General features: G+C 74.7%; 7 protein-coding genes. All 7 read left to right on the top strand.

The annotated features are described in order from the left end of the window. Window positions 1-32 precede the first annotated feature (32 nt). Window positions 33-4511: a non-ribosomal peptide synthetase gene (locus tag ABT015_RS35155; RefSeq protein WP_350886564.1), complete on the top strand. Its 4479-nt coding sequence runs from the start codon at window positions 33-35 to the stop codon at window positions 4509-4511. Window positions 4512-4520: 9 nt separating this feature from the next. Beyond that, the gene (locus ABT015_RS35150) at window positions 4521-6278 is read left to right on the top strand and encodes a non-ribosomal peptide synthetase (RefSeq protein ID WP_350886561.1); all 1758 of its coding nucleotides are present in this window, start codon (window positions 4521-4523) and stop codon (window positions 6276-6278) included. Beyond that, a complete protein-coding gene (locus tag ABT015_RS35145) occupies window positions 6275-7081 on the top strand; it encodes a thioesterase II family protein (protein WP_350886558.1) in 807 nt (268 codons plus the stop codon). Before ABT015_RS35150 ends, ABT015_RS35145 begins: the two co-directional genes overlap by 4 nt. Beyond that, window positions 7075-8259 carry a cytochrome P450 gene (locus ABT015_RS35140; protein WP_350886556.1) on the top strand — a complete coding sequence of 395 codons (1185 nt, stop codon included), beginning with the start codon at window positions 7075-7077 and terminating at the stop codon, window positions 8257-8259. Before ABT015_RS35145 ends, ABT015_RS35140 begins: the two co-directional genes overlap by 7 nt. A gap of 143 nt (window positions 8260-8402) precedes the next feature. Next, window positions 8403-8615 carry an MbtH family protein gene (locus ABT015_RS35135; protein ID WP_063350320.1) on the top strand — a complete coding sequence of 71 codons (213 nt, stop codon included), beginning with the start codon at window positions 8403-8405 and terminating at the stop codon, window positions 8613-8615. A gap of 8 nt (window positions 8616-8623) precedes the next feature. Then, on the top strand, window positions 8624-9619 hold the full coding sequence (locus tag ABT015_RS35130) for a TauD/TfdA family dioxygenase (protein ID WP_350886552.1): 996 nt from the start codon (window positions 8624-8626) through the stop codon (window positions 9617-9619). Window positions 9620-9668: 49 nt separating this feature from the next. After that, a partial coding sequence (locus ABT015_RS35125) for a non-ribosomal peptide synthetase (RefSeq protein WP_350886549.1) occupies window positions 9669-17383 on the top strand: 7715 nt, incomplete at its 3' end.

Raw genomic sequence — 17383 nt, 5'->3', positions numbered from 1 at the left:
CGGGCCGCACCGCACACGAAGGGAACGAGGCCGTGAGCCCGTCCGACCACCCGGCGCGCACCGCGCCCGCCTCGGGGCTGCAACGCGGCCTCTGGTTCCTCGACCGCCTCGATCCGCGGCAGGTCACCTACTGCACGCCCTGGACGGTCGACGTCACCGGCCCGCTCGACCTCCCGCTGCTCCAAGGCGCGCTGGACGCCCTGGTGGCCCGGCACGAGGTGCTGCGCACCACCTTCGCGCTGCACCCCGACGGGCCGCTCCAGCAGGTCCACCACACCCTCGCCGTGCCGCTCGCGGTGACCGACCTGCGCCCGCAGGGCGGCCCCGGGCAGGCCGGACGCCTGGAGGAACTGCTCACCGCCCGCTGCGCCGAACCCTTCGACCTGGCCGCCGGCCCGCTGCTGCGCGCCGAGGCCTTCCAACTGGCGGACGAGCGCACCACGCTGCTGTTCACCGTCCACCACATCGTCTGGGACGGCTGGTCCGCCGAGGTCTTCGAGCGCGAACTCGCCGGCCTGTACGGCGCCGCGCTGCAGGGCCGGGCCGCCGACCTGCCGGAACTGACCGCGCAGTACGCCGACTACGCGGTGGAGGAGCTCGGCACCTCCTTCGAGGAGCACCTGACCTATTGGAAGGAGCAACTGCACGGCGCACCCGCCCTGCTGGAGCTGCCCACCGACCGGCCCCGGCCCGCCGAGCGCGGCGCGGCGGGACGGACCGAGGAGTTCGGGCTCGCCCCCGGCACGGCGGCGAAGGTCCGCGCCCTGGCGGAGGCGGAGGGCGTCACCCCCTTCACCGTCCAACTGGCCGCCTTCGCCCTGCTGATGAACCGCTGGACCGGTGCCGACGACCTGGTGATCGGCACCCCGGTCACCACCCGCAACCGGCCCGAACTGGAGCACCTGCTCGGCTACTTCGTCAACCTGCTGCCGCTGCGCCTGCGGCTCGCGCCCGGGCTGAGCTTCCGCGCCCTGCTGGAGCACGTCCAGGACGTCGCCTTCGAGGCCTACGGCTACCTCGACGTGCCCTTCGACCAGCTGGTCGACCAGCTCGGCACCGCCCGCACCGCGCAGCACCCGCCGCTGGTCCAGGTGGTGTTCGGCGCCCACGGCGAGGACCGCACCCCGCTCGCGCTCGGCCCGGCCACCGCCGAGAGCCGGGTGCGCTCCAACGGCACCAGCAAGTTCGACCTCACCTGGTCCGTCTTCGACAGCGGCGGGACCGGCGGCGGGACCGGCGACCCCGGGGACTGCGGCGGCGAACTGCGCGGCGAGGCCGAGTACCGCAGCGAGCTGTTCGACGCCGGGACGGTGCGCCGGCTGGCCGCCGACTTCGGCGCCCTGCTCACCGCGGCCCTGGACGACCCCGACGCCACCGTGCTGCGGCTGACCGGCCGCACCGCCGCGGCCGAGGCCGTCCGGGCCACCGACACCCCCGGCCACTGCCTGCACCGGCTGTTCGAGCAGGCCGCCGACGCCCACCCCGACCGGCCCGCCGTCAGCGACTCCGGCCACACCCTGAGCTACGCCGAACTCGACCGCCGGGCCAACCGCCTGGCCCACGCCCTGCGCGCCCGCGGGGCCGGCCCCGGCGACCGCGTCGGCATGCTGCTGGACCGCACGGCCGACGTCCTGGTCACCGTCCTCGGCGTGCTCAAGACCGGCGCCGCGTACGTGCCCGTCGACCTCGCCGCCCCCGCCGACCGCGCCGCGCTCGTCTTCGCCGACGCCGACGTCACCCTCGTCGTCACCGACCGCCCGGACCGGGCCCCCGAAGGCCCCTGGCAGGCCTACGACCTGACCGCCGAGGCCGCCGACCTGGCCGCCCGGCCGGACCACCGCCCGCCGGCCGCCGGGCGCCCCGGCGACGTCGCCTACATCATCTTCACCTCCGGCTCCACCGGCCGCCCCAAGGGCGTCGCCGTCGCCCACGAGCACGTCAGCCGGCTCATGGCGGACGGCGCGGAGCACTTCGGCTTCGGCCCGGAGGAGACCTGGACGCTCTTCCACAGCTACGCCTTCGACTGGACGGTCTGGGAGATGTGGGGCGCCCTGCTGCACGGTGCCCGCCTGGTCGTCGTCCCCTACGTGACCAGCCGCTCGCCGGAGGAGTTCGCCGAACTGCTGGAGGAGGAGCGGGTCTCCTTCCTCTGCCTCACCCCCTCGGCGCTGCGCCAGCTGGAGCCCGTGCTGCGGCGAAGCCCGCGCGACCTGTCCGCGCTGAAGTGGATCATGCTCGGCGGGGAGGCGCTGGACCCGGGCGTCGTCCAGCGCTGGTTCGAACTCGACCCGCCGCCCCCTGCCCGGCTCTGCAACCTGTACGGCATCACCGAGACCACCGTCCACGTCACCACCCACGACCTGGCCGGCAGCGCCGGCTTCGAGCGCAGCCTGATCGGCGCGCCCATGCCGCACCTCACCGCCCAGGTCCTCGACGACTGGCTGCGGCCGTGCCCGCCCGGCGCGGCCGGCGAGCTGTACATCGGCGGCGGCAGCCTCGCCCACGGCTACTGGGGCCGCCCCGGTCTCACCGCGGGCCGCTTCGTCGCCGACCCCTACGGCCCGCCCGGGGCGCGGCTCTACCGCACCGGCGACGTCGCCCGGCGCCTGCCCGGCGGCGGCCTGGAGTACATCGGACGCGCCGACTTCCAGGTCAAGCTGCGCGGCTTCCGGATCGAGCTCGGCGAGATCGAGAACGCGCTCGCCGCCCACCCGGACGTCGACGCCTGCGTCGTCACCGTGCACGACGACCGGCTCGCCGCGTACGTCACCGGGCGCGAGCCCGCCGACGTGCGCGCCTTCCTCGGCCGCTCGCTGCCCCCGTACATGGTCCCGGCCGTCTTCACCGTCCTGGAGTCGCTGCCGCTCACCGTCAACGGCAAGGTGGACCGCGCCGCGCTGCCCGCCCCCGGCCAGCGCAGCACGGCCACCGGAGGCCGCCACGTCGAGCCGCGCACCCCGGAGGAGGAGGCCTTCGCCGCCGTCTGGACGGAGGTCCTCGGGGTGGACGGCATCGGCGTCCACGACGACTTCTTCCACCTCGGCGGCGACTCCATCCGGGCCGTCCAGCTCGCCGGCGCGCTGCACGAGCGCGGCTGGGGGGTGAGCCTGCGGGACGTCTTCAACGCCCCCACGGTCGCCGCCCTGCTCCCGCTGGCCGAGCCCGTCGCCGAAGGCCCGGACGACCACGAGCCCTTCGCCCTGATCAGCCCCGAGGACCGCGAGGACCTGCCGCCCGGCCTGACCGACGCCTACCCGATGGTCTCCATGCAGCTCTCCATGGTCTTCCACATGGAGATCGCCGGCGGCACCGACAGCTACCACAACGTCAACTCCTACCGGATCTCGGGCGACCTCGACGAACAGGCCTTCCGCCGCTCGGTCACCGAGGCCATGGAGCGCCACGCGGTGCTGCGCACCGGCCTCGACCTGTCCGGCTACGGCGAACCGCTCCAGCTCGTGTACGGGCGGCTGCCCGCGCCCGTCGAGTTCACCGACCTGCGCGGCGAGCCCGACCAGGACACGGCGGTCCGCGAGGTGTTCGACACCCACCGGTGGACGCCCTTCGACCTCACCGCCCCGCCGCTGTTCCGGATCACCGTGCAGCGCCTGGCCGAGGACGCCTTCCAGCTCACCATCTCCGAGCACCACGCCATCCTCGACGGCTGGAGCTTCACCTCGCTGTTCACCGAGATCCTGGAGCGCCACACCGCCCTGGCCGCCGACCCCCTCGGCGCCCCCACCCCGCCGCCGCGCACCGCCTTCCGCGACTTCGTGGCCGTCGAACGGCAGGCCGCCGGGGACGAGCGCTCGCTCGCGTACTGGCGCGACCGGCTGTCCGGCGTCAGCGGCCAGTCCTTCCCCGGCAGCGAGGACGTGCACGAGGCGCCGCGCACCGTCGAGCGGGTGCTGCCCGAGGCGCCCGAACAGCTGCGGCAGGTCGCCGACGCCCTGGCCGTGCCCCTCAAGTCGGTCGCGCTCGCGGCCCACCTGCACGCCCTCGCCGCCATCACCGGGCGACGGCGCGTCACCACCGGCCTCGCCGTGAACGGCCGGCTGGAACGGCTCGGCGGCACCGAGGTGTACGGGCTGTTCCTCAACACCGTCCCGCTGACCTGCGAGCCCACCGACGACCTGCTCGCCCTGGTGCGCGAGGTGCACCGGGAGGAGCTGGACATGATGCCGCACCGCCGGGTGCCCTTCGCCCGGCTCGCCCGGCTGATGACCGACACCGCGCTGGACAGCCAGTTCGGCTACCTGCGCTTCCACGCCCTGGGCCAACTCAGCTCCGCCCGCATCGTGGACGGCCGGATCGGCTGCGAGCCGACCCTGCGCCACGAACCCAACAGCTTCGCGTTCGGCGCCTCGCTGATCCAGGACCCGGTCTCGCAGCGCGTGCTGCTCGCCGTGGACCACCAGCGCTCCCTGGTCACCGACACCACCGCCGAGCAGTTCATCGACACCTACACGGCAGCCCTGCACGCCATGGCCGCCTCCGTCCGAGAGTCCTGAGGAACCGTCATGACCGACCTCCTGCACCGCCTGCGCGATGCCGTCGCCGCCCACCCCGAGCGCCCCGCCGTCCTCGCCGGAACGGCCTGCCTGGACTTCGCCGAACTCGACCTGCGCACCGCCGCGCTGGCCCGCGCCCTGCGCGCCCACGGCGTCCGCCGCGGCGACCGGGTCGGCGTCCACCTCGCCCGCACCGCCGACCTGCCGGTCGCGCTGCTCGCCGTCTGGCGGGCCGGCGCCGCCTACGTCCCGCTCGACCCGGCCTACCCCGCCGAGCGGCTGGCCTTCATGGCCGCCGACGCGCGGCTCGCGGCCCTGATCAGTACGGACGGCCTCCCGGCGGCCCAGGGCGTGCCGGTCCTGCGCCCGGACGCCGCCGGGCCGGACACCGCCGCCGGGTCGGACCTGCCGGAGGCGGCCGACCCGCTCGACCCCGCCTACGTCATCTACACCTCCGGCTCCACCGGGCTCCCCAAGGGCGTCGAGGTGCCGCGCGGCGCCGTCGCCGCCCTGGTGGAGGCACTGGAGGCCACCGGCGCCTACCGCGCCGAGCCCGGGGTGGTCGGCTGGAACGCCAGCGTCTCCTTCGACGCCTCCGTCCAGCAGTGGGCCCGGATCTGCCGCGGCGACACCGTCCTGGTCATCGGCGACGAAGACCGCGCCGACCCGGCCCGGGTGGCCGCCCTGCTGGCCGAGCACGCCGTCACCGACCTCGACCTGACCCCCTCGCACTGGGAGCTGCTGCGCGAGCCGCTCACCGGCGCCCGGGTGCCGCGGCTGTTCATGGGCGGCGAGCCCGTCCCCGAGCACACTTGGCGGGAGCTCGCCGACGGCGGCATCGACGCGCTCAACCTGTACGGGCCCACCGAGTGCACCGTCGACGCCGTCACCGCGCCGATCAGCGGCCCCGGGCCGCACCTGGGCGAGCCGCTGCCCGGCGTGCGCCTCCACCTGCTGGACGAGAAGCTCGCCCCGGTCGCCGACGGCGCCGTCGGCGAGCTGTACCTCGCCGGGCCCGGGCTCGCCCACGGCTACCCGGGCCGCCCCGGGCTGACCGCCGGACGCTTCGTCGCCGACCCGACCGCCCCCGGCGAGAGGATGTACCGCACCGGCGACCAGGCCCGGCGCGGCGAGGGCGGCCGCCTGGAGTACGTCGGCCGGGTCGACCGCCAGGTCAAGCTGCGCGGCTACCGGATCGAGCTCGGCGAGGTCGAGCACGCGCTGGCCCGGCTGGAGGGCGTCCAGGCCGCCGCCGTCACCGTCCACGAGCCCGCCCCCGGCGACCGCCGGCTCATCGGCTACGTCACCGGCGCCGCCACCGCCGCCGAACTGACCGAGCGCCTGCGGGCCACCCTGCCCGCGCACCTGGTGCCCTCGGCGATCACCGTGCTGGACGCCATGCCGCTCACCCCGAACGGCAAGGTCGACCACGCGGCCCTGCCCGCCCCCGCCCCGGCGGCCGAGGAGGCGCCCGCCGAGGGCGCCGACGGGCTGGCGGAGCAGGTCGCCGAGGTCTGGCGCACCGTGCTCGGCCTGACCGGCGTCACGCCCACCGACGACTTCTTCTCGCTCGGCGGCCACTCGCTCGCCGCGCTGCGCGTCGTCCACCTGCTGCGCCGCCGGCTCGGCATCGAGCTCCAGCTGCGCCACCTGCTGGACTCGGCCGACCTGGCCGCCTTCACCGCCACCGTCGGGAAGGCCGTCGAGGCCGGCACCGCCGCCCCCCGGCCCGCCCTGACCGCCCGCCCCCGGGTGAGCGGCGCATGACCACCACCGCACGGGTGCGCCCCCGCGTCGAGGGGGACTGGCTGCTTGTCCCCGCGCCCCAACCGCACCGCCCGTTCCGGCTGTTCTGCTTCCCGCACGCCGGGGGCGACGCCACCGCCTACACCCCGCTGGCCCGCGCCCTCGCCCCGACCGCCGAGGTCTGGGCCGTGCGCCCGCCCGCCCGCGGCGGCCGCCTCGGCCACCCGATGCCCGCGAGCTTCGACCTGCTGGTCGACGCCGTCGTGGACGCCCTCACCCCGCACCTGACGGGCCGGTTCGGCTTCTACGGGCAGAGCTTCGGCGCCCTGCTCGGCTACGAGGTCGCCCGGGCGCTGCCCGCCGAACGGCGGCCCGAACTCGTGGTCGCCGCCTCCGCCTCGCCGCCCGCCACCTGGGCCGGCCGGGACCGCCCGCAGCACACTGCCGACGACCTGCTGCGGCTCGCCGGCATGGGTGAACTCATCGAGGGCGAACAGGAGTTGAAAGAGCACGCGCTCCAGGGAATCCGTACCGACCTGGCGGTGGTCGCCACCTACCGCCCCCGCCCGCACCCGCCGATCGGCTCCGACCTGCACACCGTCGCCGGCGCCGACGACCCGATGCTCGCCTCCGCCGGACTCCAGGGCTGGGCCGTCCACACCCGCGGCGCCAGCGGCCACCACATCGTTCCCGGCGGCCACCTGCTCGCCACCGTCGACGGGCCCGGCCCGGTCGACCTGCTGACCTCCCTCATCGAGCGACCGGGCCCGGGCCACCGGGCCGGCGCCGCCGCCGACCAGTCCACGACGGAGCAGCCGTGCTGACCACCACCCCGGTCGACCTCACCGACCCGGCCCTGTGGGCCCACCCCGACACCCCCGCCCTGGTCGCGGAGCTGCGCCGGGAGGCCTCCGTCCACCGAACCGACACCGTCGACGACGGGCCGATCTGGTCGGTGCTCTCCTACCGGCACTCCGCGGAGGTGCTGCGCAACGCCACGCTCTACAGCTCCGAGCAGGGCTCGCTGCTCGGCGCCGGCGAGGGCAACGTCCCGGTCGGCTCCGGCCGGATGATGGCCCTCACCGACCCGCCCCGGCACCGCGAACTCCGCGCGCCCGCCAACCCGTTCTTCGCCCCCGGCCCGGTGCGCGGAGCATCCCGCGGCATCACCGAACTCGCCGCCTCGATCGTCGACCGGGCCGTCGAACTGGGCGAGGTCGACCTCGTCGACGCCGTCTCCGCCCTGCCGCTGTCCGTCATGTGCGACCTCCTGGACGTCCCGGAGAAGGACCGCGAGATGGTCGAACGGGTCTGCGACGTCGCCTTCCTCGGCCGCACCCCCGAGGAGCGCCGGGCGGGCCACCAGCAGCTCATCCCCTACCTGCTGCACCAGGTGATGCTGCGCCGCACCCACCCGCGCGACGACCTGATCAGCAAGATGGCCACCTACCGGGTCGGCGGCAAGCTGCTGCCGATCGAGGACGTCGTCCTCAACCTGGACAACATCGTGGTCGGCGGCGTCCAGACCGTCCGCCACACCGCGGCCATGGGCCTGCACACCCTCGTCCAGCACCCGCAGCTGTGGCGGCAGTTGCAGCGGGGCGAGGTCGGCATGGACTCGGCGCTGGACGAACTCCTGCGCTGGACGTCCGTCGGGCTCCACACCCTGCGCACCGCCAGCCGGGACACCGAGCTCGACGGCCGCACCATCCGGCGCGGCGACCGCGTCGCGGTCTGGGTGTGGTCCGCCAACCGGGATCCGGAGGCCTTCGACCGGCCCGAGGAGATCCTGCTCGACCGCGCCCCCAACAAGCACCTCGCCCTCGGCCTCGGCGCCCACTACTGCATCGGCGCGCCGCTGGCCAAGGCCGAACTCGGCGCCCTGTTCACGGCGATGCTGGAGCGCGTCGCCGAGATCGAACCGACCGGACCGGTCGTCCACAACCGCTCCATCATCAACTTCGGCCTGGACCACTTCCCGGTGCGCCTCACCCCGCGCTGAACCGGCCCGCCTCACCCCGCGCCGAACCCGCCCGCCGCGGACCGCCGACGGGGGCCGAGTCGAACTGCCGCGTTCCTGCCGCGACTCCTGCCCTTGCGCCCCCCGGCCCGCCCCTACCTTCGAAGCAACCCAAGGAGGACACCATGAGCAACCCGTTCGAGGACGACAACGCCGGCTACCTGGTGCTGGTCAACGACGAGAACCAGCACTCGCTGTGGCCCGTCTGGATCGACGTGCCGGCCGGCTGGACCACCGTCCACGGCGAGGACACCCGCCAGGGCTGCCTCGACCACATCGAGGCCAACTGGACCGACATCCGGCCCGCCAGCCTGACCGCCTCCCTCGCCCGGCAGTGAGCGCGACCATGCTGAACTGGGAACTGAACCCCGGCCGCCCGGCCCTCGCCCACGCCCCGCGCCTCGCCGACATCGGCGAGGCCGGCGCGTGGCTGCGCGAGAACGAGACCGAGCTCACCGAAGCCCTGCACCGGCACGGCACGATCTTCCTGCGCGGCCTGCCGGTCGCGAGCACCGAGGACGTCGCCGCCGTGCGCGACGTCCTCATCCCCGAGCGCACCCCCTACCGGGAGAAGGCCACCCCGCGCAGCGACTACGGCAACGGCGTCTTCTCCTCCACCGACCTGCCGTCGCCCCAGCCGATCCGGATGCACAACGAGAACAGCTACACCCTCACCTTCCCGGGCCGGCTGCTCTTCGCCTGCCTGACCGCCCCCGAGGAGGGCGGCGCCACCCCGACCGCGGACTGCCGCCAGGTGCTCGACCACCTGCCCGCGCACCTGGTCGAGCGGATGCGGACGTCCGGCTGGACGCTCACCCGCAACTACTCGGACTACGTCTCCCTCGGCTGGCGCACCGCCTTCGCCACCGAGGACCGGGCCGAGGTCGAGGCCTACTGCCGGGAGAACGGCATCACCTGGGAGTGGCTGCCGGACGGCAACCTGCGCACCGGCCAGCTGCGCCCCGGCACCATCCACCACCCGGCGACCGGCGAGGAGGTCTGGTTCAACCACCTCGCCTTCTGGAGCGAGTGGTCGCTCGACCCGGACATCCGCGAGGCGATGACCGACGAGTTCGGCCCGGACGGCTTCCCGTTCAACACCGGCTTCGGGGACGGCGAACCCCTGGAACGCGCCGACGTCGACGCCCTCAACGAGGCGTACCACGCCGCGACCGTGCGCGAGCGCTGGCAGGCCGGCGACGTGATGCTGGTCGACAACGTGCTGTGCGCGCACGGCCGGGACCCGTACCGCGGCGACCGCAGGATCGCCGTCGCGATGGGGCAGCCCCTGGACGTCCTGGACTGCCGGCCCAGCGTCCGGCCCACCATGGCCTCCGCCTGACCGTCCGCCCAAGACCACCCCGTGCCGTGACGTGAGTAGAGGAAGCACCGTGATCCCGGTTTCGTACGCACAGCAGCGTCTCTGGCTGATCGACCAGATCGAGGGCCCGACCGCGCTGTACAACCTTCCGTTCGCCCTGCGCCTGCGCGGCGAGCTCGACACCGCCGCGCTGCGCGCCGCGACGGTGGACGTGGTCGCCCGGCACGAGGCCCTGCGTACGGTGTTCCCGGTGGCCGGGGGAGTCCCGGTGCAGCAGATCCTGCCGCCCGAGGAGGCGCAGCCGCGCTTCCTGGTCGTGGACTGCGCACCGGACGACCACCCCGCCCGCCGGGACGCGGCCGCCGCCGAGACCTTCGATCTGAGCCGCGAACTGCCCATCCGGGTCACGGTGTTCACTCTCACCCCGACCGAGCACGTGCTGCTCGTCGTCCTGCACCACATCGCCGGCGACGGCTGGTCGCTCGGCCCGCTGCTGCGCGACCTCGCCACCGCCTACCGGGCCCGGCTCACCGGCCGCGCCCCCCACTGGGAGCCGCTGCCCGTCCAGTACGCCGACTACGCGCTCTGGCAGCGCGACCTGCTCGGCGACGAGCGCGACCCCGAGAGCCTGCTCGCCCGCCAACTCGACCACTGGCGAACCGCCCTGGCCGGGCTCCCGGAGGAGCTGGAGCTGCCGACGGACCGCCCACGCCCGCCCGCCCCCACCGGCGCCGCCGACTCCGTCGACCTCGTCTGGGGCGCCGACCTGCACACCGCCCTGCTCGACCTCGCCCGCGCGCACCGCACCACCCTGTTCACCGTCCTCCAGGCCGGCCTCGCCGCACTGTTCACCAGGCTCGGCGCCGGCACCGACATCCCGCTCGGCACCGGCCTCGCCGGCCGCGCCGACGAGGCCCTGGACGACCTGGTCGGCTTCTTCGTCAACTCCCTGGTGCTGCGCGCCGACACGTCCGGCGACCCGAGCTTCGCCGAGCTGCTCGGCCGGGTCCGGGAAGCCCAGCTCGACGCCTTCGCCCACCAGGACATCCCCTTCGAGCGCCTCGTCGAGGAACTCAACCCGACCCGCGCACTCGGCCGCCACCCGCTGTTCCAGACCCTGCTGGTGCTCCAGAACCACGGGCAGGACGCCGAACTCGACCTGCCCGGGCTGGAGTCCGCACCCGAGCCGATCGGCCTGCGGGTCGCCAAGTTCGACCTCAACATCGGCATCGCCGAACGCCACGGCCCCGACGGCGCCCCCGCCGGGCTCACCGGCTCGATCGAGTACGCCGCCGACCTCTACGACCACACCACCGTCGTCGCCCTGGCCGCCCGGTTCGGCCTGCTGCTGACCGGCGCCGCCGCCGACCCGCACGCCCCCATCGCCACCCTCGACGTCCTCGCCCCCGAGGAGCGCACCCGCATCCTCACCGAGTGGAACGCCACCGGCGCCCCGGGCCGGCCCGGGACCCTCGCCGAGTCCTTCGAGCGCCAGGCCGACCGCACCCCGCACGCCACCGCCCTCGCCCACGACGGCGGCACCCTCGACTACGCCGAACTCGACGCCCGGGCCAACCGCCTCGCCCACCACCTGATCGCCCTCGGCGTCGGCACCGAGACCCCCGTCGCGATGCTGATGGAGCGCTCCGCCGAGGTCGTCGTCGCCACCCTGGCGATCCTCAAGGCCGGCGGCTGCTACGTGCCCATGCACCCCGGCCTGCCGCCCGAGCGGATGACCGACGTGCTGGCCGACACCGGCGCCCCCGTGCTGCTCACCGACCGCGCCGACCCCGGCTTCCCGCACCGGGCCGTGGTGGTCCGCCCCGGCGACGAGGCGGCCGCCCCCGCCGACCGCCCCGGCGTGCCCGTCCACCCGGACCAGCTCGCCTACGCGATGTACACCTCCGGCTCCACCGGCCGCCCCAAGGGCGTCGCCGTCCGCCACCGCGACGTCCTCGACCTCGCCGCCGACCGGCGCTGGCAGGACGGGCGGCACGAGCGGGTCCTGCTGCACTCCCCGCACGCCTTCGACGCCGCCACCTACGAGATCTGGACGCCCCTGCTGGCCGGCGGCACCGTCGTGGTCGCCCCGCCCGGCGCCCTCGACGCCACCTCCCTGCACGCCGTCACCACCCGCCACGACGTCACCGCCGTCTTCCTCACCAAGGCCCTGTTCGACCTCGTCGCCGAGCAGGCCCCGCAGACCTTCGCCGCCCTGCGGGTCGTCTGCACCGGCGGCGAGGCCGCCTCCGGCACTCTGATGCGGCGCGTCCTGGACGCCTGCCCCGACCTGCTGCTCGCCCACGTCTACGGGCCCACCGAGACCACCACCTTCGCGACCCACCACCCGCTCGTCCACGCCGACCTCGACGGCCCCCGGGTGCCGATCGGCGGCCCGCTCGACGCCATGCGCAGCTACGTCCTCGACGCCCGGCTGTGCCCCGTCCCGCCCGGCGTCCCGGGAGAGCTCTACATCGCCGGTGCCGGGCTGGCCCGCGGCTACCTGAACCGGCCGGCGCTGACCGCCGAGCGGTTCGTCGCCTGCCCGTACGCGCCCGGAGAGCGGATGTACCGCACCGGCGACCTGGTGCGGCTGCGCGCCGACGGCGCCGTGGAGTTCCTCGGCCGGATCGACGGCCAGGTCAAGCTGCGCGGCTTCCGGATCGAACTCGGCGAGATCGAGGCGGCGCTCTCCCGCCACCCCGCCGTGCGCCAGGTCATCGTGATCGCCCGTGAGGACCGCCCCGGCGACACCCGGCTGGTCGCCTACTGCACCGCCGACGCCTCGCTCACCCCGGCCGAGCTGCGCACCTTCGCCGGCACCACGCTGCCCGGCTACATGGTCCCCGCCGCCGTCGTCCTGCTCGACGCGCTGCCGCTCAACGCCAACGGCAAGGTCGACCGCCGGGCCCTGCCCGCCCCGGACGTCGCCGCCGACGGCACCGGCCGCGAGCCCCGCGACGAGCGCGAACGGGCACTGTGCGAGCTCTTCGGCGACCTGCTCGGCATCGACGACATCACCATCGACGACGACTTCTTCGCGCTCGGCGGCCACTCGCTGCTCGCCACCCGCCTCACCGGGCGGGCCCGCGCCGAACTCGGCATCGAACTCGCCATCGGCGACCTCTTCCAGGCCCCGACCGTCGCCGGGCTCACCGACCGGCTCGCCGACCGCGCGGCCGACGCGCCCGCCCCGGCCCGCCCGGCGCTGCGGCCCGGCCCCCGGCCCGACCGGGTGCCGCTCTCCTTCGCCCAGCGCCGCCTCTGGTTCCTCGCCCAGGCGGACGGCCCCGCCAGCACCTACAACGTGACCCTCGCGCTGCGGCTGCGCGGCCCGCTGGACCCCGCCGTCCTCGCGGACGCCCTCGGCGACACCGTCCGGCGGCACGAGGCCCTGCGCACCGTCTTCGGCGAGCAGGACGGCGTCCCGTACCAGCACGTCCTCGACGGGCCGACGGCCCCGCTGCTCACCGTCACGGACCGCCCGAGCGGCGAACTCGCCGGCCACACCTTCGACCTGGCCACCGACCTGCCCCTGCACGCCTACCTGCGGCCCGAGGGCCCGGACGAGCACGTCCTGGTCCTGGTCGTCCACCACATCGCCGGGGACGGCGCCTCGCTGGGCCCGCTCTACCGCGACCTCGCCGCGGCGTACCGGGCCCGCCTCGCCGGCGCCGCCCCGGAGTGGACGCCGCTGCCCGTCCAGTACGCCGACCACGCGCTCTGGCAGCACGCCCTGCTCGGCGACGAGCACGATCCCGAGAGCCTGGCCGCCCGCCAACTCGCCCACTGGCGGGACGCGCTGGCCGGCCTGCCCGACGAGCTGCCGCTGCCGCTCGACCGGCCCCGGCCCCCGGTCGCCAGCCACCGCGGGACCGTCCTCCCACTGGAGCTCGACGCCGAACTGCACGCACGCCTCGGCGAGCTCGCCGTCGAGCACGGGGTCACGCTGTTCATGGTCCTCCAGGCCGCCTACGCCACCCTGCTGCACCGCTTCGGCGCCGGCACCGACCTGCCGATCGGCACCCCGGTGGCCGGCCGCCTCGACGAGGCCGTCACCGACCTGGTCGGCTACTTCGCCAACACCCTGGTGCTGCGCACCGACCTCTCCGGCCGGCCGAGCTTCGCCGAACTGCTGCGTCGCGTCCGGGACACCGACCTCGCGGCCTACGAGCACCAGGACCTGCCGTTCGAGTCGCTGGTCGAGGAGCTGAACCCGGCCCGGTCGCTGGCCCGCCACCCCCTGTTCCAGGTGATGCTGGCCTTCTCCGGCACCCCCGAGGACGGGCCGGACCTGCCCGGCATCACCGTGACCGAGGAGCCGGTCGACTTCGGCACCGCGACCTTCGACCTCACCCTCAGCCTGGTCGAGCGGCTCGCCGCCGACGGCTCCCCGGCCGGGCTGAGCGGCGGCCTGGAGTACGTGACCGACCTGTTCGACCGGGAGACGGTCCGGCGGCTCGCCACCGCCCTGGAGCTGATCCTGCGCCAGGCGGTCGAGGACCCCGAACGCCCGGTCGGCGCCCTGGAGGTGCTCGGCGAGGCCGAGCGGGGCGCTCTCGCCGCATGGAACGACACGGCGCTGCCGGACGCCGGCACGCCCTACCTGACGGTGTTCGAGGAGCAGGCCGCGCGCACCCCGGGGGCCGTCGCCCTGGTCTGCGGCCCCGAGTCGCTGACCTTCGCGGAGCTGAACGCCCGGGCCAACCGGCTGGCCCGGGCCCTCGTGGACGGGGGCGCCGGACCGGACAGCGTGGTCGCCCTCGCCCTGCCGCGCTCGGTGGAGTCGGTGGTCGCCGCGCTGGCGACGCTGAAGGCCGGCGCGGCCTTCCTGCCCCTGGACCCGGAGTACCCGGCGGAGCGGATCGTCCACATGCTGGCCGACTCCGCCCCGGCGGTCGTGCTCACCGACGACCGCTGGCCGCTCGCCGAGTCGCTGGACGGACACACCGTGCTGCCCGTCGACGAGGAGCTGTGGGCCTTCCACGACGCCCACGACCTGCCCGGCACCGCCCACCCGGGGCACGCCGCGTACGTCATCTACACCTCCGGCTCCACCGGCAGGCCCAAGGGCGTCGTGGTCTCCCGCGGCAACTTCGCCAATCTGCTGGCCTTCCACCGCGCCGAGACCGTGGCCGCCGCCGAGCGCGCCCGGCCGGGCCGTCGGCTGAGGGTCGCGCTCACCGCCTCGCTGTCCTTCGACGCCTCCCTGGAGAACTACCTCTGGCTCGCGGCCGGGCACGAGCTGCACCTGATCGGCGACGACGTGCGCCGCGACGCCGCCGCGCTGGTGCGCCATGCCGAGCGCACCGGGATCGACGTCCTCGACCTCACTCCCACCTACGCGGACCAGCTGATCGAGGAGGGACTGCTCACCCGCTGCCCGCCGGCCCTGCTGCTGTTCGGCGGCGAGGCCGTCGGCCAAGCCCTGTGGACCACCCTGCGGGACACTCCGGACCTGATCGCGTACAACATGTACGGCCCGACCGAGTGCACCGTCGACGCCCTGTACCACCACCTCGCCGACAGCGAGCGCCCGTCGATCGGCCGCCCCCTCGGCAACCTCCGCGCCTACGTGCTGGACGGGCAGTTGAACCCGGTGCCGGCGGGGGTGGCGGGTGAGCTGTACCTGGCGGGGGCGGGCCTGGCCCGGGGCTATCTGAACCGGCCGGGGCTGACCGCCGAACGGTTCGTGGCCTGCCCGTTCGAAGACGGCGGGAGGATGTACCGCACGGGCGACCTCGTGCGCCGCCGTCCGGACGGAGACCTGGATTACCTCGGCCGCACCGACCACCAGGTCAAGATCCGCGGCTTCCGGATCGAACTCGGCGAGATCGAGACCGTGCTGACCGCGCACCCCGAGGTGCTCCAGGCGGCGGTGCTTCCGTACGAGCAGGGCCCGGGCGGGGCGCGACTGATCGCCTACCTGGTCGGCGCCTCGTCGCTGGAGCCCGCCGAGCTGCGCGCCCTGGTCGCGGCCGAGCTGCCCGCCCACATGGTGCCGGCCGCCTTCGTCCGGCTGGACGCGCTGCCGCTCAACGCCAACGGCAAGCTGGACCGCACCGCCCTGCCGGCGCCGGACTTCACGGAGTCCGCGGTGGGCGGCCGGGCGGCGCGGACGGCGCAGGAGGAGATCCTCTGCGGGGTGTTCGCCGAGGTGCTCGGTGTCGAACGGGTGGGCGTCGACGACGACTTCTTCGCGCTCGGTGGTCATTCCCTGCTGGCGACGCGGTTGTTGAGCCGGGTGCGGTCGGTGCTGGGGGTGGAGCTGGGGGTGCGGGACGTGTTCGAGGCGCCGACGGTGGCGGGGCTCGCGGCCCGTTCGGGTGCGGCGGCCGGTCGGCCGGTGCTGTCGGGGGGTGTCGAGCGTCCGGAGCGGGTGCCGCTGTCGTTCGCGCAGCAGCGGTTGTGGCTGATCGACCGGATGGAGGGCCCGAGCGCGCTCTACAACGTGCCGGTCGCGCTGCGGCTGGGCGGTGAGCTGGATGTGGCGGCGCTGGAGGCGGCGCTGGGTGATGTGGTGGCGCGGCACGAGAGCCTGCGCACGCTCGTGGCCGAGGTGGACGGCGAGTCGTACCAGCGGATCCTGCCGCCCGAAGAGGCCCGGGTCGCCGTCGAACGCCGGGACTGCCCGGCCGACGCGCTGGCCGACGCCGTGGACGAGGAGTCCCGCCGCCCCTTCGACCTGGCGGCCGAACCCCCCTTCCGCGCGACCCTGCTGAGGACGGCCGAGGAGAGCCACGTGCTGCTCCTGGTGCTGCACCACATCGTCAGCGACGGCTGGTCGATGGGTCCGCTGCTGCGGGATCTGTCGACGGCGTACGCGGTGCGGTGCGGGGGCGAGGTGCCGGTGGTGGAGCCGCTGCCGGTGCAGTACGCGGACTACGCGCTCTGGCAGCGTCGGCTGCTGGGGGAGGAGTCGGACGAGAGCGGCCTGCTGTCGCGTCAACTCGACTACTGGCGTGAGGTCTTGACCGATCTCCCGGAGGAGTTGGCGTTGCCGGTGGATCGTGCGCGTGGTGCGGTGGCGTCGCATCGGGGTGACCGGGTGGTGCTGCCGTTGGGTGTGGAGCTGCATCGTGGGTTGGTGGGGTTGTCGCGTGTGCATCGGGTGACGTTGTTCATGGCGGTGCAGGCGGCGTTGGCGGCGTTGTTGACCCGGTTGGGTGCGGGGACGGATGTGCCGATCGGCACGGTGGTGGCCGGTCGTTCGGACGAGGCGTTGGACGAGTTGGTCGGGTTCTTCGTCAACACGTTGGTGCTGCGGACCGATACGGCGGGTGATCCGAGTTTCGCGGAGTTGCTGGGTCGGGTGCGGGAGTCGGATCTGGGGGCGTTCGGGCACCAGGATGTGCCGTTCGAGCGTCTGGTGGAGGAGCTGAACCCGGCGCGGTCGCTGGCCCGCCACCCCCTCTTCCAGGTGATGCTGGTCCTGCAGAGCAACGAGCAAGCCGAACTGGAGCTGCCCGGACTGCGCGTCGAGACCCTGCCGGCCGGGACCGGGGTGGCCAAGTTCGACCTCAACGTGATCATGGAGGAGGTCTTCGGCCCGGACGGCGAACCTGCCGGGATCGACTGCGCGATCGACTTCGCGACGGATCTGTTCGATCGGGAGACGGTGGAGTCGCTGGCGGTGCGGTTCGGGCGGTTGCTGCGGGCGGTGGTGGAGCGTCCGGAACTTCCGGTGGGCCGGGTGGAGTTGCTGGCGGAGGAGGAGCGGGCCGGGCTGGTGGGTGGCGGGTTCACGTCGTTGCCGTCGCGGGTGCCGTTGGTGCCGGCGGTGTT

The sequence above is a fragment of the Kitasatospora sp. NPDC094016 genome, from assembly GCF_040304045.1.
Lineage (GTDB): Bacteria > Actinomycetota > Actinomycetes > Streptomycetales > Streptomycetaceae > Kitasatospora.
Note: the sequence above shows the minus strand (reverse complement) of the source record. Positions and strands in the feature narration are given on the sequence as shown.

What these genes read in the sequence shown, in the direction of transcription:
- ABT015_RS35150 (WP_350886561.1), top strand. Translation starts at nt 4,521, where the DNA reads ATGACCGACCTCCTGCACCGCCTGCGCGATGCCGTCGCCGCCCACCCC.
- ABT015_RS35145 (WP_350886558.1), top strand. Translation starts at nt 6,275, where the DNA reads ATGACCACCACCGCACGGGTGCGCCCCCGCGTCGAGGGGGACTGGCTG.
- ABT015_RS35135 (WP_063350320.1), top strand. Translation starts at nt 8,403, where the DNA reads ATGAGCAACCCGTTCGAGGACGACAACGCCGGCTACCTGGTGCTGGTC.
- ABT015_RS35130 (WP_350886552.1), top strand. Translation starts at nt 8,624, where the DNA reads ATGCTGAACTGGGAACTGAACCCCGGCCGCCCGGCCCTCGCCCACGCC.